Here is a 26,225-nt window from a genome sequence, read left to right as displayed (position 1 = left end):
GTTTACTGTTTTTTCCTAAGTGCTTTCCATTTGTACCTCAAATAGATGAGCGGGCTGCAATACTTTCTGATAATACCCGGAAAGTCCTGATCGAACAAGGGGTCAGGCGTATTCTGAGAGATACCGTCCTTAGCAAAATTTGCGATAATATGGGGGTAGTACAGTTTTTTAAAGGACGGATCACTCCAGCACTGGATATTCAACAGGTGATCACCACCTGTGGGATATTTTTCTGAATAAAAATATTTGTTAAATACCGCACGGGGATAGAGGATACCATGGTGGCATATACATTCCTTGGTTAATCTGTATAGGCTGTATTCTCCTCCCAGAATCATATCGCCCCAAGTGCACTGTCCATAATAGATCGTGTCAGAATCAGTGAGCAGATCTGCCATTCGGGAAAAGTCAGGATAAAGTGTATCATCTGCTCCAAGAAAGTATATCCAATCACCTTTTGCATGGGCCAACGCTTTATTCATAGCATGGAAAATACCATTATCAGGCTCGCTCACCCAATATGCGATCTGATCATCGAACTCTTCCAAGATCGAAATAGTGCCATCTGTGCTGGCGCCGTCAATAATAATATGTTCTATGCGGGGGTATGCCTGATTCTGGATACTCTCAATACATTGACGAATATGTTCAGCGGCATTAAAGGTAACCGTTATGACGCTGATGAGGGGTTGCTTGATTTTCTTCGGGCTATCCATGGCTTATTTCCAAAAGCAGATATGGCTTATTCTGAAAACGTCTGCATCTCTACCAAACGTCTGTAGACGCCGTTAGTTGCCATGAGTTCCGGGTGCGTTCCCTTCTCAATTAAGCGCCCGGAGTCTAATACAAGGATTAAATCAGCGTCCTGTATCGTGCTTAACCGGTGGGCGATTACAAGCGTTGTTCTGTTTTTCATGAGATTATTGAGAGCCTCCTGCACTAGCTTCTCTGATTCGGTATCCAAGGCAGAGGTTGCTTCATCCAGTAGCATAATGGGTGGATTTTTCAGAACCGCACGAGCGATGTTGATGCGTTGTTTCTGTCCGCCTGACAGTTTGATCCCGCGGTCGCCAATATTGGTTTGGTAGCCGTTTTCGGTGTTCATGATGAAGTCGTGCGCGTTTGCGATTCGTGCGGCAGCCTCAACGGCTTCAGGGGTAGCGTCAGGCTTTCCGAAGGCGATATTGTTAAAGATAGAATCGTTGAATAAGATGGATTCCTGGTTTACGAAGCCTAGCTGTGCTCTCAGGGAATCCATTTTGATCTTTTTGATGTCGATGCCATCAAAGTAGATAGCGCCGCGTTGTGGCTCGATGAAGCGGGGAATAAGGTCCATCAGCGTCGATTTTCCACCTCCCGAGGGTCCTACAAGTGCCACAGTTTTTCCTCTCGGGATCTCTACGGATACGTGATCTAGGATAACCCGTTCGCCATAACTGAATACAACATTATCAAGGGTTATCTTCTCCTTAAATTCGGCTATTTTAACCGCGTCCGGTGCATCCTGAATGGCTGGTTTCATATCAATCAGTTCGAGAATACGCTCTCCCGCTGCTAAACCAAGGTTAACTCCAGTAAAAGAGTCAGAAAGCGCTTTGGCTGGACGGGTTAACTGGGAGAAAATTCCGATGTAGGCGATAAACATAGGAGCAGTGAAATCAACATCTCCGCTCAGAACCATGTTGCCTCCATAAAGAACAATGAATACTACCATTAGTACTCCGAGAAATTCAGATATTGGTGAGGCTAGCTGCTGCTTCTTAGCAATTTGTCGCCCTATTTCCGAGAAGTTTTCATTTTCACTATTGAACTTTTCTTTGATAAAAGAGGACGCGTTAAAAGCTTTCATGATCTTTACGCCAGTCAGAGCTTCTTCTAAATTACTGACCATTACACCAAAAGATGACTGAGAGTTGTTTGCGACGTTCTTCAAACTTTTCACCAAACGGGCGATGAAAATAGCTGATATGGGTATAAAAAGTATTGAAAAAAAAGTCAATTTATAGGATATTGCAAACAAGGTTACCAGGTAAGCGATAAGCTGGAAGGGCTCACGGAAGATTACCTGCAGCGTGCCTGTGACAGTAAACTGAACAACCTGAACATCATTAGTGATTTTAGACAGGATGTCTCCTTTTCTCTCGTTATTGAAAAAGCCGAGATGCATATCCATCACGTTATTGAATACTGCTCTGCGGATATTCAGCAATGTATGAATTCTAAGGTTCTCCATGATCCGCTGCGATATGTATTTAAAAACATTACTGAGGAGGACCGACGACACGATTATGACGCAAATGAATTGCAAAGCACCATACGTTCCGTAGATACGGTTGATTTCCTGTGAGTAGTAGTTGAAGTTTCCCATCATATTCCAAAGACTGTCCGGCTTGGTATATACTTCAGAACTACCGCTGGTATTAAACAGAAAGGTAAGTAGGGGGACGATAAGGGCTAAGTTCAGTGTGTTGAACAGCACCGCGAGCAAAGTGGTGAGTATATAGGGGATTGCAAATTTCTCAATGGGTCTTGCAAAGGATAATAATCGAAAATATGTCTTCATCTAAAGAGTTAATCTGCAAAAATATTAAAAATGACTGGATTCAGAAGCTTAATCCTGTTGATAGGCATCTCTTTAGCTGATTTCAGTGCGACATTTGTTCTTCTTTATACGCGCCCGGGACCTTAATTTTTTAATGCAGTATCGAACATAGACCACATATCCCAGGTATCGCCTAATTAGTAGTCCATGATCTTTAACGAAGTTCTCGTCTCTCTTTAAAGAAGATGCTCCTGACATTGAAAAGTTTGCTATTACAAGTGGGAAGAATTTGAACTTAAATCTTTTGTCGGACCATAGTTGGAAGTTTAGTACCCAATCTGCTGCCAGAGGATATCGGAGGTTGTAATCGTAATATTCGAAAACGGTTCTCGAATAAATAATGGCCTGATGGCAAATCGATTCCTTAGAAAGCCGATAAGCAGAATACTTTTTTCGGCTTGTTGCTTCTCCATCATAGCTCATGTCCCCATAGTATATACAAAATTGACTATCCAATTTTGCGCGCATCTGCGAAAAGCCGGGCAAAAGCTGATCATCAGCGCCTAAAAAGTATAGGTAATCGCCCCTGGAAATCTTAACAGCTTTATTCATTGCGTCGTATATTCCTTTGTCGGCTGCGCTTTCCCAATAAGTAATGTGCTCCTGATATTCCTTTATGATGTCTACTGTTGAATCGGTACTTAAGCCATCGAAGATTAAAAGTTCTATATTTTGATCCTGTTGTTCTATGATCGACTGCAGACAATTCCGCAGACAAGACTCTGCGTTTAAGGTTACGACGATAATACTGATCAGGGGAGTAGCAGCAGGATTTCTGTTCAAAGTCATTTCGATACAATATCAGGTTTATACGTGTTGGGATTATAAAACGATACAAAGTGAATGGTGAGGTTCTTTTGTCTTAATAAGTATATTTGCAGCAAATGTATTCCTCCAGCAATCCATTCATTAATGCAAGAAAAGCCGCTTACTGTTATTGATGTCATCGTGCCTTCCTTTCGGATGGAAGAGCAAATACTTCTCGGAATATTTAAATTGAAACAACCAGTTGGCTTTAAAGTCAATTATCTGTTGGTTTGCGATAATCCTTTCGTAAAGATTCCTCCTGCTATTCACTCTCTTGCAGAAGAAGGGAAGATCAACTTGATTATAAATGAGGTTAACAGGGGTTCCTCTTTCACCCGGAACAGAGGAATAGTTAGTAGTAAAGGAGATTGGATGTTGTTCCTGGATGATGATATAGTTCCATCGCCAGATTTACTCATCACATATTCTGAAGCGCTACAGGTCAATCCCGATGTCATAGGCTTCGTCGGTCTCACGCAGTTTCCGGAGCCGTTTAATATGGTTACAAATGCTCTCATGTTGAATGGCTCGATGGCGCACTTTCATATGAGCAAGGTCAAAAATGAACAGCCATGGGCCCCAACTGCCAATTTGATGCTCAACAGGAGATTATTAGGAGCCCTTCGGTTTCGGGAGGAATTGAATAGCGGAGGTGAGGATGTAGAGCTTCTGGTGCGGTTCAGTCAGAAAAATGGAATGTTGTACAAGAGCCTTGCAAAAGCAGTTGTTTACCATCCTTGGTGGGATAATGGGGGTAGCCAAATGAAAAGAATGTTTCGATATGGGCATGGGAATGCAACCATCTTGAAATTACCTCATATATGGAAGTTCAGTCATCTCGACTTCTCAAACACCATTGAAAGTGTTTTTCTTGTGATACTACTTCTCCCCGTGTGCTTAGCTATGGGGCTTAGTCTCCAGATTCCTTTAAAACTCCTCCTAGCAGTTTTGCTCGCTGAACTTCTGACAAATACGATTCGTTCAATAAAGGCGGCGAAAAAGTTCTCTCCTGCGTTGATCTGGCAGATGATATTGCACAAGAACGCGCAGGAAGTTGGATTCTTTTGGGCTTTGCTGAAGAGTGGAAGGTGGCTGTCGATGTGCAGAGCGATTGATTTCGGCTTTAAGAAACCTCACCCGAGTCCTTTCAGGCTCAATCGCTGGAAGATTGTTAAACTGGTTATTGTTTTACTTCTACTATCGTTGCTAAGGTCATATTAAGCAGACAGCCGGAAGGGCAGCGTCTCTCCGACTATCTGATCTGCTATCTTAGGTGAAATTTCCGAGATTCGGGATACGGTTATGGTTGAGATACTGACTGATGCCCTGGCTGCAGTAGGTGATCTCTTCTCTCAGAGTCCTCAGCATGCGGTGATCGTTCTCCTGATGTTTTGATCTGCAATATTTAGTATGGGCGATATGGAGTACGGTGCCACCCATCTTAATTACCCGTTTCTTCACGCCGGCATTCAACATCCTGATGGCGAGCTCCTGATCTTCGCCGCCCCATCCTTCAAATTCCTCATTATAGCCGTTCACTCGAATGACGTCTTCTTTCCAGAATGCCATGTTGCAGCCACGGATGGAGTCGATATCCTTTTGATGATAGCGGTCTGCGAGGAGATTCCGAAGAAATTTAATTCGAAGACTATTGAAATGATTGCTGATCCCTGGTGTAAAGATATTGGCCGTGGTTTTTTGAGTAGACATCATAATGGAGGAAAGTTGATCATCCATCAAAACCCGACTTCCTGTTACGAATGATCCCTTTCTTGCAACTTCAATATGGTCTTTGATGAAATGCTTGTGCAGGATCAGATCTCCGTCGACCTGTATGATGTATGGGTATTGCGCCTTTGCAATGGCCTTGTTTCTGATCTTGGCCAGTTGAAAGCCTTCGTCTTTGTGCCAAACGTGTATCAGCGGAACTTTGAATGATTGCTGAAATCGTTTAATGAGGTCATATGTATCGCGTCTTGAACCGTCATCAGCGATGATGACCTCGTCAGGTAGGACAGACAGTCTCGATACGCTTAATAAGCATAAATTAAGAGCTTCTGCCCAGTTGTAGGTTGAGATAATTAATGATGTTTTAATTGCTTGTCTCATGTGAATTGCAGCTATACCCCTTAGCGCAGGATTTGATTTTGTTCTTGACTGTGTTCTCTAATATTTTGGTGTGAAAGGACTCGAGGTTCCTCGGACTCTCTTCATGGTGCAGATGATATTGTATTGCGCGGAGCTTTACAATTTTTTTAATAATGCTGTTGTTAATAAAGCGAGCAGCCAGCTCTTCGTCTTCGTGTCCCCATCCCTGAAGATCATTGTTATATCCATTTACCAGTACAAAATCTGACTTCCAGAATGCGAGGTTACTTCCCCGCACGCTTCTACTGCGCATTTCTTTCCGTATACCCAGATTCTTTGAGAAAGGTATTCTTAGCGCGTTTAGTCGGTGATATACACCAGCCGAAAAAAAGTGCAGGTCTGTTTTGCGGGAATGGATTAACTCCGCTGTCTTCCCTTTCGTTAGACGAGCTCTCGTGCCTCTAACAAATGAGGCCTTTTCTGCAATTTCAAGATGATCTCCAACGAAAGAAGGATGAAGGATGACATCGCCATCAACTTGTACAATATACACAGATGAACTCGCTTTTATAGCCTTATTTAAAATTTCTGTCTTTCTGAATCCCCTATCTCTATGCCATACATGTAATAGCGGAACAGGAAATGTTTCCTGAAATCTTTCAATTAGTTCCCTAGTTTCCTGTCCAGACCCGTCATCGGCTATTATTACCTCCTGAGGTAATAATACCTGATCAGCAACGCTGAGCAAGCACAGCTCCAAAGCCTCGGGCCAATTATATGTCGATATAATTAAAGAAGAAGACGGTAGTGGCATGTATGCGCAATTTGTAGTTTATTTCCACAGGTAAGAACAATACGGTTTGTTTATAGCAAACGCTACAAAGTGTTTGTATTCTTATGGCGGGAGTGTGTCTTATTATATATGAAGCTATTTGCTAAAAATTGAATCCTGAATAGTGATCAGTTGAAAGATCGGGAATTTACTTTGAAGATGCAAGTGACCTGTATTTAGGGCACTTCCCTAGCGTATTTACATGTCAAATAGTCTAATTCTGAGTAACTTATTTGTAACGATCGGAAATCTGTATGGAAAAACCTACTGCTTCAACTGACTGAACGGCATGCTCTTTACAAAAACATAGTTACAATTAGTCTCCCGATTATTTCTACCCTAAAAGGAAAAAATATTTACAATATCGTTTTGAGCACGCTGGTTATTTTATATATATTTGATTTTCAGTGTACTGTGGTTTAATCGCGGCTAAGAAGGGCCAAGTATTTCAAGCTAGTAGTCTGGATTTTTTGTCAGGTGTGTCAAACTAAATACGCAGAATGATGTTTTAGATGGACAAAGTGGTATAGAGTTTGACTATTTCGCTGTAACGAACTTATATTTATTTTTGTTAAAATTGCACAATTAAAAATTTGTTTAACCTTAAAACAAACTAGAAACATGAATTATTCTACAATTAAGAAAGTTGTTGCTGGTTCCTTGTTCTCAGTTGCTGCTTTAGCTGCTACTGCACAGGAAACTACTACAACTTCAACATCTGCTGCCACGGTGTTTGGCGGAAGATCTCAGTACAGAACATGGTCAATCGGTGTTAACGGCGGTGTTTTAGCACCAGTTATCCCTTTCGGAACCAATGATTACAATGACTGGGACGCTAACTTCGGTTACGGTCTTTTCATTAAGAAACAATTAGCTCCTTCTTTCGCATTGAAATTAGATGCGCACAGAGGTAAATTGAGCGGAACTTATGACACTAACGACGGAAGAACTCCTATCGCTGGAAGAACTCCTGAGTTTGAAACTGATTTAGACTACGCAGTATCTTTAAAAGGTGTTGTTAACGTTGGAACTGTTTCTTTCTTAAGCAGACAGAAAAATGTTGGATTCTTCATCCAGGCTGGTGCTGGTTTGACTGGTTACTCTCCTGATGCAAACGACAGAACTGAACTGTTCATCCCTGTAGGTGCTGGTGTTAACTTCAAATTAGGTGAAGTTGTTGCCTTCAACTTAGGTTACGACATGAACTTCCTTGATGCTGATAACTTAGACGGAACTTGGGCTAACGGTGCATCTAACAAAGACAAATGGTCTTACGGATATGCTGGTCTTGAGTTTACTTTAGGTAACAAATCAAAACCAAGCCTTCAGTGGTCAAACCCTGTTGCTTTAATGTATGATGAATTAAAAGATCCTACATTACGTCAGGAAGTTGAAGCTTTAAAGACTCGCGTAAGCACTTTAGAGAACACTGTAAACCAACTTTCTGCTGATGCTGACGGTGACGGAGTATCTGACAGATTCGACAAATGCCCAGGAACTCCTGCAGGTACAGTTGTTGACGGAGCAGGTTGCCCTCTAGTAATTCCTACTGCTGATTCAACTGCTGCTGGTCAGTACGGAACAATCCAGTTTGAATTTGATAGCTCAGTATTGAAGACTTCTTCTTACCCTACTTTAGATAAAGTTTCTTCTGACCTGAGAGCTAACTCTTCTAGCGTATTAACTTTAGAAGGCCACGCTTCAGCTGAAGGTTCTGATTCTTACAACATGAGCTTATCAAGAGACAGAGCTAACTCAGTAAAAACTTACTTAGTAAACTCTGGAGTTGATGCGAACCGTTTAACTGTTAAGGCTTACGGTGAAAGCCGTCCAGTTGCTTCAAACACAACTGAAGAAGGTCGCATGCAGAACCGTCGTGTTGAGATTAAATAATCTTAGATAATATAGTAATAAGCATATTATCGAAAGAGGGTCCCCACAAGGACCCTCTTTTTTTATGCAGTCATTTCGCCCATAATTTTTGTAAATTCGCGATATGTATTTTTTCAGGAAAGACAACCCCGAGCGGCCCAAAAGCTTTAACTTGAAGGTCATGCATTTTATAAATGCCCTGGCAGTTCTACTGTTTGTCCTGGGAATCCTCTACAAAATTATTGACTGGTATTTTCTATAGATATGAAGCAGATTATCCATACAGACAAAGCGCCAGCTCCTATTGGTCCATATAATCAGGCGGTGCTGGCAAACGGAATGTTATATGTATCCGGTCAGATTGCTATAAATCCGGCTACGAACGAGCTCGTCTTGTCTTCTATTGAAGAAGAAACAACACAGGTAATGTCGAACCTGACGGCGGTGTTGGATGAAGCTGGCTTCCAGTTTGGGGATATTGTTAAAACGACTATTTTTCTTTCCGATATGTCTTTGTTTCCCCTTGTTAATGATATATATGGATCTTATTTCACAGATAATTTCCCTGCTAGAGAAACTGTAGCTGTTGCAGGCCTGCCAAAAGGTGTCAATGTTGAGATCTCCATCATCGCTACTAAAGCCTAATTGAATGCCCTGTGGCAGAAATTAGTTTAATTACTCCGATTGAATATCTGAAAGGTGTAGGTCAGCATAAAGCTGAGTTGCTAAAGAAGGAGCTATCGGTTTTCAGCTTTCAGGATCTTCTTCTGTATTATCCATTTCGTTACATCGACCGAACGCGGTTTTACAAGATCCGTGAGCTTAATGGAAGTCTGCCCCTTATTCAAATTATTGGCCGGGTTGTATCCAAAGAGATTGTTGGAGAAAAGCAAGCGCGACGTCTGGTTATACAGGTAAAGGACGATACTGGTATAATGGAGCTGGTCTGGTTTCGCGGACTCAAGTGGATCGACCGAACCTTGCATCCGGGTCTTGCTGTTATTGTGTTTGGTAAACCTACTGAGTTTAACGGCAGGATATCGATTTCACATCCTGAAGTCGAGATTTATAATCCAGCTGCGAAAAAGATCGGGAATCTCAGCTTGCAGCCGGTCTATAATTCTACCGAGAAACTCAAGCAAAATCAGCTGGACAGTAAAGGGATTCAGCGCCTTCTGGAAAATTTAACAGAGCTATCTTCTTCATTGATCAGGGAAACAATGCCTGGCTATATTCTGGAGAAGTATCATTTGGTAACCCGCTTGGAGGCTCTGCAGGCCGTACATTTTCCCGCGGATCAGGCGGCTCTTGATGCAGCCATCAGGCGACTTAAGTTTGAGGAGTTGTTCTTTATACAGCTGAAACTGCTTAGGAATAAGCTGCTACGAACGGAGAAGTTTAAAGGCTGCGTTTTTGAAAGGGTGGGCGAGAAGTTTAATGAGTTCTATTCTTCAAAATTGCCTTTCGATCTCACTAATGCCCAAAAGCGTGTGCTGAAAGAAATCCGTATGGATACGCAGCGTGGGGTGCAAATGAATCGTTTGCTACAGGGGGATGTAGGAAGTGGCAAGACCGTAGTGGCATTGATGACGATGTTGCTTGCTGTGGATAATGGCTATCAGGCCTGTATTATGGCACCTACAGAAATCCTGGCACGTCAACATTACCTGTCGATTCAGCAGTTGGTAGGTCCCGCTTTTATTCAGGTGGAGATTCTGACCGGCTCGACTAAAAAGAAGGACCGGAAGCGGATCCATGAAGCCTTGTTGGACGGCAGTTTGCATATTCTGATCGGCACACACGCGCTGCTTGAAGATCCCGTTCAATTTCAAAACCTCGGTCTGGCGATCATTGATGAACAGCATCGTTTTGGGGTTGAGCAAAGAGCGAAGCTTTGGCGGAAGAATAGTATTCCACCGCATATGCTCGTCATGACGGCTACTCCTATTCCGAGAACACTGGCCATGACTTTATACGGGGATCTGGATGTTTCGGTAATTGATGAGCTACCGGCGGGAAGAAAGCCGATTAAGACCATTCACCTGTATGAGAATCAGCGCTTGCGGATGTTTGGATTTATGCGTCAGGAGATTGCCAAAGGGCGGCAGGTGTATGTGGTTTATCCTTTGATCAAAGAGAGTGAGAAGCTGGATCTGCTGCATTTAGAAGCAGGTATTGAGGCTATTTCGCGTGCATTCCCCTTACCTGAATTCAGGATCAGTATTGTGCATGGTCAAATGAGTGCAGCCGATAAGGAGTTCGAAATGCAGCGGTTTGTAAAACATGAGACACAAATTATGGTGGCGACCACCGTGATAGAGGTAGGAGTGAATGTTCCCAACGCGAGTGTGATGATAATTGAGAATTCCGAACGTTTCGGCTTGTCGCAGTTGCATCAGCTTAGGGGACGCGTTGGTCGGGGGGCAGAGCAGTCGTACTGCATCCTGATGAGTACGAACAAGCTGAGTGCAGATGGAAAGATCAGGCTGGAAACGATGGTGCGAACCAATGACGGCTTTGAGATTTCAGAAACTGACCTAAAGCTACGAGGCCCCGGCAATATAGAAGGAACGCAGCAGAGCGGTGTTTTGGATCTGAAGCTCGCAGACCTGGCGCAGGATCAGCATATTTTACAGGTGGCGAGAAACGAAGTCATTGCGGTATTTGAAGCAGATCCGGCACTTGAGAAGGATGAAAATCAACTTTTGCGGGAGTATTTCAACGTGAGGCAACCTGGCATTCACTGGAATAAAATTTCATAGCGGGAATAAATATTACCAACCCTTTGATAATTAAACATTTTACTCTATCTTTGCAGACCCTTTTCAAGGGTATAGTAATTGTTTAATTAATTTAAAATCAAGCAAGTGAATACGTTAAGTTACAAAACTGTCTCTGCCAACAAAAAAACCGTTAACAAAGAATGGGTAGTTGTTGACGCACAAGGCGAGATTTTGGGGCGCTTGTCTACTAAGATCGCGATGATGATCCGTGGTAAGCACAAGCCTACTTTTACCCCAAACGTAGACTGCGGTGATAATGTAATCGTTATCAATGCAGACAAGGTGAAATTGACTGGAAACAAACTAAGTGACAAGACTTATGTTCGTTACACTGGTTATCCAGGTGGTCAGCGTTTTATTTCTCCTAAGGAGTTATTAGCCAAGCATCCAAATCGCATCATTGAGAAAGCGGTTCGTGGTATGTTGCCTAAGAATCGTTTGGGTCGTGCATTATTCGGCAATCTGTATGTTTACGCAGGTGGAGAGCATCCTCATGCTGCACAGAATCCAAAAGAAATCAAACTTTAATCAGAGAAAGAAATGTCGACTACAAACACTTCAGGAAGAAGAAAAACTGCAGTTGCCCGCATTTATTTAAACGATGGCAGTGGCAATATCACCGTTAACAGCAAAGATTACAAAGAGTACTTCCCTACTTTACCATTACAATACATCGTTAATCAGTCTTTAGAAGTTTCTGGTTCTGCCGGAAAGTTCGATATCACTGTAAACGTAGCAGGTGGTGGTGTTAAAGGACAAGCGGAAGCCGTTCGTTTAGCAATCGCTAAAGCTATTGTTGAGTTAGATCCGGAAGCTAAATCAGGATTGAGAGCAAAAGGTCTTATGACCCGTGATGACAGAATGGTTGAACGTAAAAAACCAGGACGTAAGAAAGCTCGTAAAAAATTCCAATTCAGTAAACGTTAATTTCAGGAGGATCAAACAATGGCAAGAACAACATATCAGGACTTACTGGATGCAGGTGTACACTTTGGCCACCTTACCCGCAAATGGGATCCGAAAATGGCTCAGTACATTTTCATGGAGCGCAATGGCATCCACATTATCGACTTAAACAAGACTTTAATAAAAGTTGAGGAAGCAGCATCGGCAATCAAACAGATCGTTAAATCTGGCCGTAAGGTGCTTTTCGTAGCAACTAAAAAACAAGCGAAGGATATCGTAGCTGAGCAGGCAAAATCAGTTAACATGCCTTATATCACTGAACGTTGGTTAGGTGGTATGTTAACCAACTTCGCTACAGTACGTAAGTCGATCAAGAAGATGTCTAACATCGACAAGATGACTAAGGATGGTACTTATGATGTATTATCTAAGAAAGAGAAATTAATGATCCAGCGTGAGCGTATCAAGTTAGAGACCCTTTTAGGAGGTATCGCTGACCTGAACCGTCTTCCTGCAGCATTGTTCTTAATCGACGTAAAGAAAGAGCACATCGCGGTAACAGAAGCGTTGAAGTTAAACATCCCGACTTTCGCGATGGTGGATACTAACTCTGATCCTTCTAACATCGACTTCCCTATTCCTGCGAATGATGATGCAACTAAATCTATCACCCTGATCACTGATATCATTATCAAAGCGATCCAGGAAGGTTTAGATGAGCGCAAGCGTGAGAAAGAAGACGAAGCTGAGAAAGAAGCAGCATCTGCAAAAGCAAAGATCGACAACGGTCAGGCTGAAGTAGCTGCGGACGAAGCAAAAGGAGAGTAATCTTCGCTCAGTATAGAGCAAATAAAACTATATAAAGGTCGGAATTCGGTTATGAAGCCGGCCTTTGTTCATTTAACTTAGTATTTAAAAAAGAATAAAAATGTCAACTGTGCAAATATCCGCTTCAGACGTAAACAAACTGCGCCAGCAAACAGGTGCAGGTATGATGGATTGTAAGAAAGCATTAACAGAATCTAACGGTGATTTTGAGGCTGCAATCGACTACCTTCGTAAAAAAGGTGCTAAAGTTGCTGCTAGCCGTCAGGACCGTGAGTCTAACGAAGGCGTAGTAATTGCTAAAACAACTGCTGACGGAAAACGCGGTATTATTGTTGAGGTAAACTGCGAAACTGACTTCGTAGCGAAGAATGCTGATTTTATCGCATTTGCTAATGGTGTCGCTGATGTAGCTATCGCTAATAACGTTACTTCTCTTGAAGAACTAGTTGCTTTAGACCTTAACGGTACTAAGATCTCTGACCAGGTAATTGACCAGACAGGTAAAATCGGTGAGAAGATCGGTGTGAACAAATTCGAAACTGTTACTGGTGAGAAAGTTGTTGCCTACATCCACGGAAACTATCGCTTAGGTGTATTGGTTGCTTTGAGCGCTGATGCTGAAGGTGTTGATGAGGCTGGTAAAGACGTTTCTATGCAGATTGCTGCGATGAACCCTGTTGCTATCGATAAGGATGATGTTGATTCACGTACTATTGAGCGTGAGCTTGAGATCGCTAAGGAGCAGATCCGTGCAGAAGGAAAGCCAGAAGCAATGGTTGAAAAGATCGCTGCTGGTAAACTGAACAAGTTCTACAAAGATTCTACTTTATTGAACCAGGAGTTTGTAAAGGATTCTTCAAAATCTGTAGCTCAGTTCCTTGATACAGTTTCTAAAGGATTAACTGTAAACGCATTCAAACGTGTTCAATTAGGAGCATAATTGATGCTGATAATATTTCAGGGCTAAGGTCCTGACGGAAAGGGGTTCTCTTACATCTGTAGGAGAACCCCTTTTTTATTTCTGACATAAATTGTTACCTTTGCCCGGCTTCATTTGGCTGTAATTCTATAAACACCTTCTAAAACATGAAATATAAGCGTATCCTCCTGAAACTTAGTGGAGAGTCTCTAATGGGCGATAAACAGTACGGAATTGACAGCGATCGGGTACTTCAGTATGCAAAAGACATTAAAGCAGTATTTGATACAGGCGTTGAAGTCGCCATCGTAATTGGTGGAGGAAACATCTTCCGTGGTCTGAGTGCTGAGCAATCAGGCATGGATCGTGTACAGGCTGATTATATGGGAATGCTTGCTACTGTGATCAACAGCATGGCGCTGCAGGATGCTCTTGAGAAGCTGAGCGTGAAAACCAGGCTGATGACTGCCATTAAAATGGAGCAGATCTGTGAGCCTTTCATCCGTCGCCGCGCGGTGAGGCACCTTGAAAAAAGACGTATCGTAATTTTTGGTGCGGGTACAGGTAATCCCTATTTCACTACCGATACATGCGCTTCTCTCCGGGCGATTGAGGTTCAGGCAGATGTGGTATTGAAAGGAACCCGGGTTGATGGTATTTATACCGCGGATCCGGAGAAGGACGCTAATGCAACCCGTTACGATGAGATCACATTCCAGGAGGTATATGATAAAGGGCTTAATGTTATGGATATGACAGCTTTTACGCTTTGTCAGGAAAATAAACTGCCGATCATCGTGTTTGATATGAACAAGCCGGGTAACTTTATGCGTCTTGCGCAGGGTGAAAACATTGGTACATTGGTTAAAGGATAATAGATTTTAATAAAGTTTTTATGAACGATCTTATAAAACAGCAGTTAGCTGATGCTAAATCAACAATGGATAAGTCTGTTGAGCATGCTGATGCGGAATTATTGAAGATTCGCGCAGGAAAGGCTATGCCCTCCATGCTTGACTCGGTAATGGTTGAATATTATGGAACACCTACTCCATTGAGTCAGGTGGCCAGTATCAATACACCTGATGCGCGTACGCTAGTTGTGCAGCCGTGGGAGAAGCCTTTGTTAGTGAAGATTGAAAAGGCCATTATTGATTCTAACGTTGGTTTAAACCCGCAGAATGATGGTATGGTGATCCGGATGAACGTTCCTCCATTGACCGAAGAGCGTCGTAAGGACCTCGTGAAAAAGGTTAAGGAAGAAGCTGAACGTGGCCGTATCGCGATCCGTAACATCCGTAAGGATATCAACGGAAAGATCCAACGTCTGAAGTCTGACGGTGTTTCTGAAGATGAGATCAAAACAGGTGAAGGAGAAGTACAGAAGCTGACAGATGCTTACATTGTGAAGATTGACAAGATGGCTGAAGTCAAAGAAAAAGATATCATGACGGTATAATAAGTCCGTCTAAAGTAAATTAAAAAGGGAATGGTGGCGATCACTATTCCCTTTCTTATTTTTGTGCGTTGCCACATCTATCTTTTATCCATATCCTTCATGAGAATTCTGTTTCAGTACCTAAAGAACTATAAAAGCCTTATCGCATTGGCCTTGCTGCTGGCTGCTATTAATCAGATATTTTCATTTTTAGATCCCTGGATCTTCAGGAAGATCATTGATAAATATGTGACCCACTACGCGGATTATACGACTGAGGAGTTCTTTAAAGGAGCCGGAATGCTGGTTCTTGCTGCGATGGGTGTGGCCATGGTATCGCGCATAGCCAAGAATTTTCAGGATTATTACGTGAATGTAATTACGCAGCGGTTGGGGGCCCGGATTTATTCAGACGGGCTGGCTCATTCTTTAGAATTACCTTATCAGGTCTTCGAGGATCAGCGGAGTGGAGAGACTTTAGGGATACTTCAGAAGGTTCGATTAGATACGGAGAAGCTTATTGTTGCGACGATCAATATTGTATTTACGAGTATCATCGGGATCACTTTCGTGTTCTTCTACGCGATCAATATTCACTGGCTAATCGCTGTTTTTTATATTTCAGTTATTCCGGTATTAGGCACGGTGAGTTCTATACTGAGTAAGCGAATTAAAGTAGTGCAGAAGAGTATTGTTGCAGAAACGACTGCTCTGGCGGGATCTACTACTGAATCCTTAAGAAATATTGAGCTGGTAAAGAGTCTCGGATTGTCTTCCCAGGAGATCAAGCGACTTAATATGACTACGGAGAAGATCCTGGTGCTGGAGCTAAAGAAGGTGAAGTACGTGCGGAGCCTGAGCTTTATTCAGGGAACATTGGTGAATTTGCTTAGAAACGGTGTGCTTTTCCTGATGATGTACCTGATCTATGATAACCAGATATCGGTTGGGGAATTTTTCTCTTTGTTCTTGTATTCGTTCTTCATTTTTGGCCCCTTGCAGGAACTCGGAAATATCATCAATACGTACAGGGAGACGGAGGTGTCGCTTGCCAACTTTAAGGCGATTATGAGTACTCCGAAGGAAGTGAAGCCGGTGAATCCAGTCAGACTACACAGATTAGAGTCGCTGCAGTTTCAAAATGTCACATTTAAGCACCAATCTGCGAGCACAAGTGCTTTGAATAATATCAATTTTAGTACTTTCAAGGGGCAGACGATTGCCTTTGTGGGACCATCCGGATCTGGGAAGACTACCTTGGTCAAGTTGCTGGTCGGTTTGTATACACCTAAAGAAGGACAGGTACTGTATAATAACGTCCCTTCTTCAGATATCGATCTGGATCAGCTTCGTGAGCGGATAGGCTTCGTGACGCAGGATACGCAGCTGTTTTCGGGCACTATCCGGGAGAACCTGCAGTTCGTGCGGCCCGGAGCGACCGACGAGGAATGTTTGGAAGTGATGCGAAAGGCCTCTTGTATGACCTTGCTGGCCCGTGCCGACAAAGGTTTGGATTCGGTGATTGGTGAAGGTGGAGTGAAAGTTTCCGGAGGTGAAAAACAAAGGTTATCGATCGCACGTTCTTTATTGCGTCAGCCTGATATTCTGGTATTTGACGAAGCTACATCTGCCCTGGATTCGATTACTGAAGAAGAGATCACGAAGACGATACGCGACGTTTCGGTAATGGATGACCGGATTACCATCTTAATTGCGCACCGCCTTTCAACCATTATGCATGCAGACCGCATCTTTGTCCTTGAGAAGGGACATATTATCGAGTCTGGTAAGCATGATGAACTATTGGCTGAGAAAGGACTCTACTATGCGATGTGGAGACAGCAGATAGGGGAGAGAGTTGGTGTCTAGTAAAGTTTATTGCTGGCTCAAACCGAGCCATTTCATCTTGTACGTTGCACTTGTGTTGGATATACTAACTATTCACGTTTGGAGACACTGCCAGATAAACCCGGAAGGGAAGTCCGCACTAATGAGATTTCCCTCAAAGAGTTTATACTCAAGCTACAAGAGTGGCTTAGGTATATTGCTTCCAAATGGAGGCTTATCTTGCTCGCCGGTATTATCGGCGGCTTAGCTGGCTATTGTTATGCAGTCATCCGGAAAACCAATTATATAGCCACATCTACCTTTGTATTAGACGAACAAGGTAGCCGAGGCGGACTGAGTCAATATGCCGGCCTTGCTTCTATGATGGGCGTGGACCTTGGTGGAGGAGGTGGTGGAATATTTCAGGGCGATAACATCATTGAACTGTATAGGTCGGGGAGCATACTGAAAGCGACTTTGCTCAGTTCTGATGAATTCGATGGTAAGAAGCAGTTGCTGCTGGAACGGTATATCGAATTCAATAAGTTGAAAGAGCGCTGGGCCAAAAAACCGGAGCTACAGAATCTATCCTTTCGATCGGAGCCTTTTAACCGCCTTCAGGATAGTGTTCTGAACGATATTATAGAGGATATTAACGAAAACTATCTTTTTGTAGGTAAGCCCGACAAAAAGCTCAGCGTTTTGAAAGTTGAGGTGAAAGCGAGAGACGAGCTCTTCGCCAAGTCGTTCAACGATCTTATTGTCAAAAATGTCAGCGACTACTATATACAGACGAGAACGAAGCGGTCGCTCGAAAACGTATCGATACTGCAGCACCAGGCCGATTCCATCCGGGCAGCGCTCAGCAGAGACATCAGCAGCGTTGCGCTATCCATAGATGCTAACCCCAATATCAATCCTGCAAGACAGGTCTTAAGAGTTCCTTCGCAACGCCGTCAGGTGGATGCGGAAGCGAACAAGGCTATACTGGCTGAACTTGTGAAGAACCTGGAGATCTCCAAGGTAAATCTTAGAAAGGAAACCCCCTTGATACAGGTGATTGACAGTCCCGTATTGCCCCTGAAAAAAGACAAGCCAGGAAAGGCGAAATCCATAGTTGGCGGAGCTATTTTGTTCATGTTTCTCTTGAGTGTGACACTCATTTTGCGCAGAGTTTACTTTTTTATTATGAAATAAAGCAATAGATATGAAGATCGCTGTTCTGGGTGCAGGCATTTCAGGGTTGAGCATTTCGAGATTGCTCAACGACCAGCATGAGGTGCATGTTTTAGAGAAAAAGGCACATGCAGGAGGCATCGCGCGAACGAGGACGGTTGATCTGGTATCCTATCATTTGGATGTTAGCTGGGTATCTTGTGGATTGCGGACTGGTGATTAATATTATCACTGTTGATGGAGAATATCAGGGAGGTGGCGGCGATGTTCGTCCTGCAGGAAACGTCTATCGCATAAAGACCTTTTACAACGGAAAAAGTAAAGCGCTAAGACTCTTGTCAAATCTATATGAAGGCCTCCGTATGGTTTGGAAGTCCAATGGCCTGTCACCAGACGTTACGATTTGCATGACGGACCCGCCGCTGCTGAATATGTGGGCGGCGCTATTTTTTCGGAAGCGGAAATGGGTCTTGTGGGCAATGGATCTTTATCCGGAAGCGTTTGTTGCCGCCAGGCTTGTAAGCAAGAAGAATGTACTCTACAAACTAATCGACAGGATCGTGCTATCCAATAAACCGTCGCATCTTATCGCTCTGGGCCCTCATCAGAAGGATTATTTGGCGAAGAAATTTGGAAGAGGGCTTTCGTCATCGATCCTGCCCTGCGGTGTATATGATGCCGGAGGACAGAATCATGTAGATGTGCCTTTCTGGGCTCAAGAGAGAGATAAGATATACTTAGGTTACTGTGGTAATTTAGGAGAAGCGCATTCTCCTGAATTTTTAGAGGCAGTGATTGATTGTCTGGATGCGGAGAAGTTTAAGTTGATCCTTGCTCTTTATGGTGCCGGAGGAGCTAAGCTAGCTACTTACGCCAAGGGGAAGCCTGGAGTTGAAATTGTTAATTCGGTAAGACGAGGGGAATTAAAGTATATTGATGTTCATCTTGCTTCTTTAAAAGATGAATGGGTGAGTGTATGTGTGCCATCGAAGACGGTTAGTTCAGTGTGTTCACATGCGACCTTTGTCTATTGTGGGTCGGCAGAGTCAGATAATTGGGAATTGCTGAAGAGAGCAGGATGGCTGGTACCGGCGGCTGAGGACGTGGGCAGCCTTGTTAGAAAGCTGCTTGCCTCGATTTCCAGGCAAGAAATTGAGATGAAGAGAGGCACCGCAGCAGTTCTGGCCGCAAAGTTGCTTCACGAAAAACATGCCTCGTTCGGGGCCTTGTACGATAGGATTGTAGAAATGGTTCCGCAAAAAGTATGAAATCTTTCGTTCGGAAATTATTTTTTAGTTCACATTGATAAGGAAATATTACCTTTACGCAATTTTCCAACAAGTTGTTGTAGGACTATCTATTAAAGAAACAGTGTTGAACGTGAAACCTATTTACCTATTTCTACTTATCCTGATCATAAGCTTCGCCGTTCCGGCAGTAGCTCAAAATAATCAAAATTTTAGTGATATCCGGGTTGATGAGTTGACTGATGCTCAGATTCAGCAATTTGTTAACCAGGTGGAATCAAGTGGGCTTTCTGAGGCTCAGCTAGAGCAGGTAGCTCAGGCGAGGGGGATGAGTGCTTCAGAAATTCAGAAGTTGAGGCAAAGGGTTGATAAATTGAGGGCATCGTCACAACAGAAAGGGCTGAATGTGCCCTCAAAAAAGGACTCGGGCAGAGATTCGCAAAAAAGTAAGTCGCTTCAGTCGGGTAGAAATTACGGTTACGATGTAGAAGACTATGATGAGTCTAATAGCAAGGTAATAGACTCACTCTCATATGCCGAAAAGGCACTCACGGAGTTAAAGTCGAAGATATTTGGTTCGGATCTTTTTAGTAATAAAAACCTGACTTTTGAACCAAATCTCCGGTTAGCTACTCCGAGAAACTACCAGATTGGTCCAGATGACGAGCTATTAATTGACATCTACGGATATTCAGAGGCAAGTTATCAGTTGAAGGTTTCTCCTGAAGGTACGATCAATGTCCCTTATGTTGGAGTTGTTTCCGTAGGAGGAATGAGTATCGAGCAGGCAACAGCTAGACTTAAATCCAGAATGTCCACTATCTATTCAGGACTAAGAACTGGCAATACCTCCTTAAGTATTGCCATTGGGAATATACGTAGTATAAAGGTAATTCTTACCGGAGAAGTAGTAAAGCCAGGAACCTACACTTTGCCCTCTCTCGCAACGGTTTTCAATGCCCTATATTCATCTGGAGGGCCTACGGAAAACGGCTCACTCAGAAAAATTGAGCTTATCAGAGGCGGACGAAAACTCGCCACACTTGACATCTATGATTTTCTTTTAAACGGGCAGTTCAAAAGTAACATCCGGCTGCAAGATCAGGATGTGATACGTGTTCCTACATATCAGACCAGAGTAGAAGTTGTTGGAGAGGTGAAGCGCCCAGGAATCTTCGAAATGTTACCTGGAGAGGATTTGGCTGATCTGATTAGATTTACTGGTGATTTCACTGAAAGAGCTTATAGAGCACGAGTTAAGGTGCTTAAGAACACAGAGAAGGAAAGGCGCATTGCAGATATAACATCCGATCGATTTGCATCATATGAACCATCAAGTGGAGATAAATATTTTGTGGATAAGATTCTCGATCGATTTGAAAATAGGGTAACCATTGAGGGAGCCGTATTTAGACCAGGGCAGTTTGAACTTGAAAGTGGATTGACGGTTGGTCAGCTTATACGGCGGGCTGAAGGTTTACGAGAGGACGCATTCAGGAGTCGTGCGTATATTACACGATTAAAAAGCGATCTTCAAACTGAGCTAGTATCATTTGACGTTTCGCGGGTGCTTTCAGGAGAAGCTCCAGATATCCCAATGAAACGGGAAGATGTGGTTGTGATTAGTTCCATTTTCGACTTGAAGGAAGAGTATAACGTACGTGTAGATGGAGAAGTGCAGCGCCCTGGCCAATTTAATTTCGCTGAAGGAATGACTTTGGAGGATGCGATTTTGCAAGCGGGTGGATTAAAGGAAGGAGCAACCTCAAAGCGGATTGAGATATCAAGAAGGATAAAGAACAGTGACGTGTTATCAGAATCGGCAACTACCGCTCAGGTATTTCAGGTGGATGTAAACCAAGATCTTAAGTCGGCAACTGCAAGCTTCGTGCTACAACCGTTTGATATTGTAATTGTGAGGCCCTCGGCTGGATATACCATACAACAACAAGTCAAAGTACAGGGAGAAGTTTTATATCCAGGAATTTATACTTTGGTTAGGAAGAATGAACGGATCTCCGATTTGTTGAAACGAACAGGTGGTTTTACTGCTTATGCATATACAGAAGGCGCTTCTTTACAGAGGACTGGCGCAGTAGCAAAGGATACCAGTGACTTCGAAAAGAGAGTTGAGCTAGAAAGGCTTAAGCAGTTTCAAAGGCTTCAGAAAAAGACGAGTGATACCCTTTCTGCAGACATAAACAATGAAGAAACATTAAGGAACGACTACGTTGGAATAGATCTGACACGGATTCTGAAGAAGCCAGGTGGTAAAGAGGATCTTTTTCTTCAAGAAGGGGATATATTAAGTATACCAAGAGAGTTGCAGACTGTGAGGGTGAGCGGAGAAGTCCTATCGCCTGTTACTGTTGTGTACTCAAAAGGAAAGAGCTTCAAAAATTACATATCAAATGCTGGTGGCTTTGCAGAGAGGGCCAAAAGAAAGCGAGCATATATAATATATGCAAACGGCGCTGTAGAAAGTACTGGAAACTTTTTGTTCTTCAGAAACTATCCGAATGTAAAGCCTGGTGCCGAGATATTTGTTCCTAAGAAACCTGAAGGAAGAAAGATGTCTGCTGGAGAAGTTGTAGGAATAACAAGTGGCTTAGCGTCATTGGCGGCGATAATTGTAGCATTGTTTAGATAATAGAATAGTTTGAAAAATATAACGTCGGAAACAAAACCCAACATCCCCGAGGTCGAAATAACTTTAAGAGATCTTTTTAAAAAAGCGAGAGATATTTGCAAATATTTGTTCTCACGATGGAAAGTTATAATACTGGTAGGCTCTGTCGGAATGCTTATCGGTATAGGTTACTCTTACTTTGATAAGGCTATGTATTCTGCTGAATCAACCTTTGTTCTGGAAGATCAGGGGGGCTCAAGTTTGGGCCAATACGCTGGAATTGCGTCAATGGTAGGGTTAAATATTGGGTCGGGTGGTGGAGATGGAATCTTTAAAGGTGATAATATTATTCAGCTTTATAAATCTCGGCGAATGATAGAAAAAACACTACTAACACCTGCAGATTTTGGCTCACAAAGCGAACTGTTAATAAATCGATATATTGACATTAAGCAGATTAAAAAAAAGCTCAAAGACCAATCGTTGAAGATTCTTGATTTTCGAAAAGGGGTACAGCTTACCACAGCGCATGATAGCTTAATAACTGTCATAATTAAAGATATAAGTGAAAATAGTCTAACTGTGTCAAAGCCAGATAAAAAGCTGAGCATCATTAGGGTAGCAGTAACATTCGAAGATGAGTTGTTTGCTAAGGAGTTTGCTAATTGTCTTATAAAGAATGTAAATGACTTTTATGTACAAACAAAAATCCGGAAATCTTCTGAGAATGTATCTGTACTTCAAAGGCAAGCTGATAGCATGAAGAATGTACTAAATCGGTCGATCTATGGGGCAGCGTCTTCGGTCGATGCAAATCCAAATGCAAATTTGGCATTGCAAGTATTAAAAGCCCCCTCCCAAAGGGGGCAAATTGACATTCAAGCCAATACTGCTATATACTCTGAGATTATAAAAAATCTCGAGCTCGCTAAAATATCGTTAAGGATGGAGACGCCTTTAATTCAGATGATTGATGAGCCAGTTCTACCTTTAGCCAGAAATAAGGTAGGTTTTGTGAAAGGCGCAGTATTCGGCACTGTAATATCTACTTTGTTGGCTTTTGCATATCTATTGCTAGCTCGCGTTATAAAGTCACTCGAAGGCTAAATTTATCGGATGAGGACGGCAGCCTCTGAGTAAGTACATAGAAATACGAAGACTGATTCGTGTTGAACCCTAAGTGTCATGCAACAATCAGAACAAAGTGTAATAGGTGAGTTAAAAAAGGTGTGAAAGTTGGAATTTAATATATGCGATACTTTATGAACTCCTGGATTTTTGAAATGAAGGAGCAGCACTTCATAGTGCCATAATGTGGCTGTAAAAAGATATGAGAAATAAACCCCTAATCAGCGTTATAACTGTCGTTTTCAATGGCGCCTGTACACTTGAAGCAACAATTCAGAGCGTTTTAAGACAAACATACAAAAACTTCGAGTACATTATCATTGATGGAGGTAGTGACGATGGTACATTGGACGTCATAAAGCGGTATGAGATGCAAATCAGCTACTTTGAAAGTGAAAAAGACCAGGGAATATATGACGCCATGAATAAAGGGGCGAGACATGCGACGGGAGATTACGTTTATTTCATAGGTTGTGATGATGTTCTTGCTGACTCAAACGTGCTGAGGAACTTCGTGGACACAGTGGGTTTAGCAACCAAGAAACACGTGATTTACTATGGAAATGTACTATACAAGAAGGAAAAAAAAGTTTACGATGGGTATTTTTCGGACGTAAAGTTCAGCTTGAGGAATATTTGTCACCAAGCAGTCTTTTATCCTAAGGAGATTTTTTATATATATAAATATGAGTTGAAGTATAAGTATTTATCTGACTATGTTTTGAATTTAAATATCAAAGCGGATAATGTATTTACCTTCCACTATATTCCTTTATTAGTCTGTATTTATAATGACGACGGTCAGTCGGCAAATTCACAAGATCTTAACTTTGAGATGGATAAGCTTAGAATCATCAAAAGAACTTTTCCGTGGCCTATTTATTTCTATGTTTCAATAAGAAGATTTTTAAAGAGGCTTGTAAATGGATAATTATGAATTCGGCGCACTTGTTGAAGGGAATTTTCTCCTATATCTTGCTTTAATAGGTATTGTTGGAATAGTTTATTTTCTGCTTTATCGGAAAGTCATTGTAGGTATTCTAGATCCATACTTCATCTATGTCGTCTCTACCGTGTTTGCAGTCGCTGATGTTTTCTTGCTTTATTTTGTGAATGGCATAACGTTGTATTATTTTACACATTTTCTCTTAACGCAAGCTGCATTTTTGGTAGGCTTTTTTATGCTCAAAGTGTTCAGAAATAAAGTTATTACATCTGCTTCAGAAAATGCTCATAAATATGATGATCGTACTATAAGAAACATACTTATTTTGGTTCAAACGATTGTTTTTCTTTTATTCTTCATTATTCAAGTATATGTTTATTTGGTTAATGGAATACCGTTGTTTTACGAGTCGAGGCTAGATTTTTATTCAGGTGGTGGAGGCTTCGGCTTCATGGCGAGGGTTTTGATGGTTTTATCTCTATTCTTCTGCTACTTGTTTTTACTAAACACGTTTCGTTATGCCAAGACGTTGACATTTCTCTGGCGGTTATTCTTTGGAGGCATGTTTCTCTTTTATTTAAGTACATTGATTCTTTCAGGGGGAAAAAGTTCTATACTCGTTCCTTTAAGTGTATTTTTTGCTTTCTTGTATACTTCAGGAAGAAGGAGCTTAATAACGAACATAACTAATCGATATTTCTGGTGGTTTGTTTTAGGGCTACTTGCACTCGTGAGTATCATTATTTTGGTTCAGTCTACGGAAGAGGAAGCAGTCTTTCCTATATTGGCAATATTCTACCGTTTTATTGTCTCGGGAGATGTTTATTGGTACACCTACCCGAACGACGTAATTAGAACTTATAACATAACAGCCAATGGATTTGCGTGGTTATTCAACGATATTCTCGGTTTATTCCGGTTTATGTCATGGAAGGACTTTGGTGAGCATCCAGGTGTGTATTTTTATAGTTATCACCATTTTACAGAAGTGACAAAAGGTCCAAATATGAGACACAATGTTTTTGGTCTTCTTTTCTTTGGATACTTCGGTGGAATTGTATACTCTTTTATTTTGGGTTTGTTACAATCTTTCGTCAGGTTTTTTCTGAGTAGCGTGAGAAGTAACAATGTAATTCTCAATTTCATCATTGTGTATTTATTTGTTCAATCACCTGCGATCGAACCCGATGTTACGTTGTTTTTGTTTTCTGTAAATAACCTCTTGCTTATACTTCCGGTACTTATAGTATTCTTGTTTTTGTCTGTAGCTATATATAACTTAAAATGGTCGGTGAAGTCAATCTTTCAATAATTATTCCTTTTTTTAATGGTGAGGCTTTTGTTGGTAGATTATTGCTGTCAATCTTAGATAGCTATGTGTCAAATCACTCGAAGTTATCTGTGGAAGTCATAGTAATCATAGATTCAATGGAAACAGAATTAGATGTATTAGAGGGTAATTTGCCGAGTCTGGCTCCTTTTATATCTATGAAATTGATAAAAAATGCAGGAAACATGGGTGTCGCTGAGACTAGAAATAATGGTCTTGAGTTAAGTGCGGGAGGTTCTGTGTTGTTTATCGATCAGGATGATAGTTTACATCCTGATTTTTTTTCCAACATAGACTTCGATTTATTGCATTCGTACGATTTCATTCTGTTAAATGGCTTTTATTGTTATCAAGGAGGATACAGAGTTCGCATGTACTATCTACCGCCAGCAATAAATATAAAGAATTTGATCTTAGATGATTTTATTCGATCGCCTGGTCAGGTTATATTGAGGAGGAGCTTTGTGTCTCGCACAAGATTCCCTTCGCCCAAACAATATTTCGGATCTGACGATAAGTACTTTTATATTCTTCTATTTCTCTCTAGTAAGCCGCGGATTAAATATGTGAGTTCTCCGCTTTATCTTGCATCTATGCATTCCGAAAATTTCAGTCATGACGAGACCCAGTCTGTTTGTAGCAGTTTGGAACTGCTGAAAGTAGTTAGAAAAGAGCCGTTGCCATCAATTATCGAGGGATATATGGAACGAAGTGAGCTATTGCTAAGATATCGTTTAAGAAGTCTAAAAGGAATTGATTGTTTAAGAGGCGCTAAAGAATATATTTTGTATAAAGGGAAGATAAATAAGGTGATTAGGTATGTAGACAGATTAGCTGGTCATATATCTAAAAGATTTAAACAGTAAT

At 41.9% G+C, this 26,225-nt stretch carries 25 protein-coding genes; 20 read left to right on the top strand and 5 right to left on the bottom strand.

The window, feature by feature from the left end; genetic code table 11:
• Nucleotides 1-2: 2 nt before the first annotated feature.
• The 3 genes from ACO1NU_RS16545 to ACO1NU_RS16535 form a co-directional block, all read right to left on the bottom strand.
• Nucleotides 3-716, bottom strand: a complete 714-nt coding sequence (locus tag ACO1NU_RS16545) for a glycosyltransferase family 2 protein (protein ID WP_448819602.1) — start codon at nucleotides 714-716, stop codon at nucleotides 3-5.
• Between the two features lie 26 nt (nucleotides 717-742).
• The gene (locus ACO1NU_RS16540) at nucleotides 743-2,563 is read right to left on the bottom strand and encodes an ABC transporter ATP-binding protein (RefSeq protein WP_448819601.1); all 1,821 of its coding nucleotides are present in this window, start codon (nucleotides 2,561-2,563) and stop codon (nucleotides 743-745) included.
• Between the two features lie 72 nt (nucleotides 2,564-2,635).
• On the bottom strand, nucleotides 2,636-3,391 hold the full coding sequence (locus tag ACO1NU_RS16535) for a glycosyltransferase family 2 protein (RefSeq protein WP_448819600.1): 756 nt from the start codon (nucleotides 3,389-3,391) through the stop codon (nucleotides 2,636-2,638).
• A 123-nt stretch (nucleotides 3,392-3,514) separates the two neighbouring features.
• Between ACO1NU_RS16535 and ACO1NU_RS16530 the strand changes: the two genes are divergently transcribed.
• Complete coding sequence (locus ACO1NU_RS16530) at nucleotides 3,515-4,630, top strand: glycosyltransferase (protein WP_448819599.1); 1,116 nt, start codon at nucleotides 3,515-3,517, stop codon at nucleotides 4,628-4,630.
• Between the two features lie 48 nt (nucleotides 4,631-4,678).
• Here the strand turns inward: ACO1NU_RS16530 and ACO1NU_RS16525 are convergent, their stop codons facing one another.
• The gene (locus ACO1NU_RS16525; protein ID WP_448819598.1) at nucleotides 4,679-5,518 is read right to left on the bottom strand and encodes a glycosyltransferase family 2 protein; all 840 of its coding nucleotides are present in this window, start codon (nucleotides 5,516-5,518) and stop codon (nucleotides 4,679-4,681) included.
• On the bottom strand, nucleotides 5,502-6,311 hold the full coding sequence (locus ACO1NU_RS16520) for a glycosyltransferase family 2 protein (RefSeq protein WP_448819597.1): 810 nt from the start codon (nucleotides 6,309-6,311) through the stop codon (nucleotides 5,502-5,504). Before ACO1NU_RS16520 ends, ACO1NU_RS16525 begins: the two co-directional genes overlap by 17 nt.
• A 639-nt stretch (nucleotides 6,312-6,950) precedes the next feature.
• Here ACO1NU_RS16520 and ACO1NU_RS16515 point away from each other — a divergent pair.
• The 19 genes from ACO1NU_RS16515 (at nucleotide 6,951) to ACO1NU_RS16425 (ending at nucleotide 26,224) form a co-directional block, all read left to right on the top strand.
• Nucleotides 6,951-8,222 (top strand): OmpA family protein, encoded by a 1,272-nt coding sequence (locus tag ACO1NU_RS16515; RefSeq protein WP_448819596.1) that lies wholly within the window; start codon nucleotides 6,951-6,953, stop codon nucleotides 8,220-8,222.
• A gap of 103 nt (nucleotides 8,223-8,325) precedes the next feature.
• The gene (locus ACO1NU_RS16510) at nucleotides 8,326-8,463 is read left to right on the top strand and encodes a DUF6728 family protein (RefSeq protein ID WP_448819595.1); all 138 of its coding nucleotides are present in this window, start codon (nucleotides 8,326-8,328) and stop codon (nucleotides 8,461-8,463) included.
• Between the two features lie 2 nt (nucleotides 8,464-8,465).
• A complete protein-coding gene (locus tag ACO1NU_RS16505; protein ID WP_448819594.1) occupies nucleotides 8,466-8,846 on the top strand; it encodes a RidA family protein in 381 nt (126 codons plus the stop codon).
• 11 nt (nucleotides 8,847-8,857) lie between these two features.
• A complete protein-coding gene (recG, locus tag ACO1NU_RS16500) occupies nucleotides 8,858-10,963 on the top strand; it encodes an ATP-dependent DNA helicase RecG (RefSeq protein WP_448819593.1) in 2,106 nt (701 codons plus the stop codon).
• Between the two features lie 105 nt (nucleotides 10,964-11,068).
• Nucleotides 11,069-11,512, top strand: a complete 444-nt coding sequence (rplM, locus tag ACO1NU_RS16495; RefSeq protein ID WP_448819592.1) for a 50S ribosomal protein L13 — start codon at nucleotides 11,069-11,071, stop codon at nucleotides 11,510-11,512.
• 12 nt (nucleotides 11,513-11,524) lie between these two features.
• Nucleotides 11,525-11,911, top strand: coding sequence for a 30S ribosomal protein S9 (gene rpsI, locus ACO1NU_RS16490; protein WP_407429653.1), 387 nt, complete (start codon nucleotides 11,525-11,527; stop codon nucleotides 11,909-11,911).
• Nucleotides 11,912-11,929: 18 nt separating this feature from the next.
• Complete coding sequence (gene rpsB, locus ACO1NU_RS16485; protein ID WP_448819591.1) at nucleotides 11,930-12,718, top strand: 30S ribosomal protein S2; 789 nt, start codon at nucleotides 11,930-11,932, stop codon at nucleotides 12,716-12,718.
• 100 nt (nucleotides 12,719-12,818) lie between these two features.
• Complete coding sequence (tsf, locus tag ACO1NU_RS16480; RefSeq protein ID WP_448819590.1) at nucleotides 12,819-13,658, top strand: translation elongation factor Ts; 840 nt, start codon at nucleotides 12,819-12,821, stop codon at nucleotides 13,656-13,658.
• Nucleotides 13,659-13,804: 146 nt separating this feature from the next.
• Nucleotides 13,805-14,512: a UMP kinase gene (gene pyrH / locus ACO1NU_RS16475; protein ID WP_448819589.1), complete on the top strand. Its 708-nt coding sequence runs from the start codon at nucleotides 13,805-13,807 to the stop codon at nucleotides 14,510-14,512.
• A 20-nt stretch (nucleotides 14,513-14,532) separates the two neighbouring features.
• Nucleotides 14,533-15,096, top strand: coding sequence for a ribosome recycling factor (frr, locus tag ACO1NU_RS16470; RefSeq protein WP_448819588.1), 564 nt, complete (start codon nucleotides 14,533-14,535; stop codon nucleotides 15,094-15,096).
• A 99-nt stretch (nucleotides 15,097-15,195) separates the two neighbouring features.
• Complete coding sequence (locus ACO1NU_RS16465) at nucleotides 15,196-16,944, top strand: ABC transporter ATP-binding protein (RefSeq protein WP_448819587.1); 1,749 nt, start codon at nucleotides 15,196-15,198, stop codon at nucleotides 16,942-16,944.
• Nucleotides 16,945-17,022: 78 nt separating this feature from the next.
• Nucleotides 17,023-18,099, top strand: coding sequence for a lipopolysaccharide biosynthesis protein (locus ACO1NU_RS16460; RefSeq protein ID WP_448819586.1), 1,077 nt, complete (start codon nucleotides 17,023-17,025; stop codon nucleotides 18,097-18,099).
• 10 nt (nucleotides 18,100-18,109) lie between these two features.
• Entirely contained in the window at nucleotides 18,110-18,301 is a 192-nt protein-coding gene (locus tag ACO1NU_RS16455; RefSeq protein WP_448819585.1) for an NAD(P)-binding protein, read from the top strand.
• A complete protein-coding gene (locus ACO1NU_RS16450) occupies nucleotides 18,261-19,346 on the top strand; it encodes a hypothetical protein (RefSeq protein ID WP_448819584.1) in 1,086 nt (361 codons plus the stop codon). Before ACO1NU_RS16455 ends, ACO1NU_RS16450 begins: the two co-directional genes overlap by 41 nt.
• Before the next feature lie 106 nt (nucleotides 19,347-19,452).
• Entirely contained in the window at nucleotides 19,453-21,975 is a 2,523-nt protein-coding gene (locus ACO1NU_RS16445; RefSeq protein WP_448819706.1) for an SLBB domain-containing protein, read from the top strand.
• Nucleotides 21,976-21,984: 9 nt separating this feature from the next.
• A complete protein-coding gene (locus ACO1NU_RS16440) occupies nucleotides 21,985-23,061 on the top strand; it encodes a Wzz/FepE/Etk N-terminal domain-containing protein (protein ID WP_448819583.1) in 1,077 nt (358 codons plus the stop codon).
• Nucleotides 23,062-23,284: 223 nt separating this feature from the next.
• Nucleotides 23,285-24,013, top strand: a complete 729-nt coding sequence (locus ACO1NU_RS16435; protein WP_448819582.1) for a glycosyltransferase family 2 protein — start codon at nucleotides 23,285-23,287, stop codon at nucleotides 24,011-24,013.
• Nucleotides 24,006-25,340 carry a hypothetical protein gene (locus ACO1NU_RS16430; RefSeq protein ID WP_448819581.1) on the top strand — a complete coding sequence of 445 codons (1,335 nt, stop codon included), beginning with the start codon at nucleotides 24,006-24,008 and terminating at the stop codon, nucleotides 25,338-25,340. Before ACO1NU_RS16435 ends, ACO1NU_RS16430 begins: the two co-directional genes overlap by 8 nt.
• The gene (locus ACO1NU_RS16425; protein WP_448819580.1) at nucleotides 25,313-26,224 is read left to right on the top strand and encodes a glycosyltransferase family 2 protein; all 912 of its coding nucleotides are present in this window, start codon (nucleotides 25,313-25,315) and stop codon (nucleotides 26,222-26,224) included. Before ACO1NU_RS16430 ends, ACO1NU_RS16425 begins: the two co-directional genes overlap by 28 nt.
• Nucleotide 26,225 lies beyond the last annotated feature (1 nt).

It is taken from the genome of Arcticibacter sp. (genome assembly GCF_053551015.1).
Note: the sequence above shows the minus strand (reverse complement) of the source record. Positions and strands in the feature narration are given on the sequence as shown.

Bases quoted from the DNA above. Each gene is read 5' to 3' on its own strand.
- pyrH (WP_448819589.1), top strand. From the start codon at position 13,805: ATGAAATATAAGCGTATCCTCCTGAAACTTAGTGGAGAGTCTCTAATG.
- ACO1NU_RS16515 (WP_448819596.1), top strand. From the start codon at position 6,951: ATGAATTATTCTACAATTAAGAAAGTTGTTGCTGGTTCCTTGTTCTCA.
- ACO1NU_RS16525 (WP_448819598.1), bottom strand. From the start codon at position 5,518: ATGAGACAAGCAATTAAAACATCATTAATTATCTCAACCTACAACTGG.
- ACO1NU_RS16450 (WP_448819584.1), top strand. From the start codon at position 18,261: ATGTTAGCTGGGTATCTTGTGGATTGCGGACTGGTGATTAATATTATC.
- ACO1NU_RS16540 (WP_448819601.1), bottom strand. From the start codon at position 2,563: ATGAAGACATATTTTCGATTATTATCCTTTGCAAGACCCATTGAGAAA.
- ACO1NU_RS16505 (WP_448819594.1), top strand. From the start codon at position 8,466: ATGAAGCAGATTATCCATACAGACAAAGCGCCAGCTCCTATTGGTCCA.
- rpsI (WP_407429653.1), top strand. From the start codon at position 11,525: ATGTCGACTACAAACACTTCAGGAAGAAGAAAAACTGCAGTTGCCCGC.
- tsf (WP_448819590.1), top strand. From the start codon at position 12,819: ATGTCAACTGTGCAAATATCCGCTTCAGACGTAAACAAACTGCGCCAG.
- rpsB (WP_448819591.1), top strand. From the start codon at position 11,930: ATGGCAAGAACAACATATCAGGACTTACTGGATGCAGGTGTACACTTT.
- frr (WP_448819588.1), top strand. From the start codon at position 14,533: ATGAACGATCTTATAAAACAGCAGTTAGCTGATGCTAAATCAACAATG.
- ACO1NU_RS16545 (WP_448819602.1), bottom strand. From the start codon at position 716: ATGGATAGCCCGAAGAAAATCAAGCAACCCCTCATCAGCGTCATAACG.
- ACO1NU_RS16465 (WP_448819587.1), top strand. From the start codon at position 15,196: ATGAGAATTCTGTTTCAGTACCTAAAGAACTATAAAAGCCTTATCGCA.
- ACO1NU_RS16510 (WP_448819595.1), top strand. From the start codon at position 8,326: ATGTATTTTTTCAGGAAAGACAACCCCGAGCGGCCCAAAAGCTTTAAC.
- ACO1NU_RS16425 (WP_448819580.1), top strand. From the start codon at position 25,313: ATGGTCGGTGAAGTCAATCTTTCAATAATTATTCCTTTTTTTAATGGT.
- ACO1NU_RS16520 (WP_448819597.1), bottom strand. From the start codon at position 6,311: ATGCCACTACCGTCTTCTTCTTTAATTATATCGACATATAATTGGCCC.
- ACO1NU_RS16435 (WP_448819582.1), top strand. From the start codon at position 23,285: ATGAGAAATAAACCCCTAATCAGCGTTATAACTGTCGTTTTCAATGGC.
- ACO1NU_RS16455 (WP_448819585.1), top strand. From the start codon at position 18,110: ATGAAGATCGCTGTTCTGGGTGCAGGCATTTCAGGGTTGAGCATTTCG.
- ACO1NU_RS16530 (WP_448819599.1), top strand. From the start codon at position 3,515: ATGCAAGAAAAGCCGCTTACTGTTATTGATGTCATCGTGCCTTCCTTT.
- ACO1NU_RS16535 (WP_448819600.1), bottom strand. From the start codon at position 3,391: ATGACTTTGAACAGAAATCCTGCTGCTACTCCCCTGATCAGTATTATC.
- ACO1NU_RS16430 (WP_448819581.1), top strand. From the start codon at position 24,006: ATGGATAATTATGAATTCGGCGCACTTGTTGAAGGGAATTTTCTCCTA.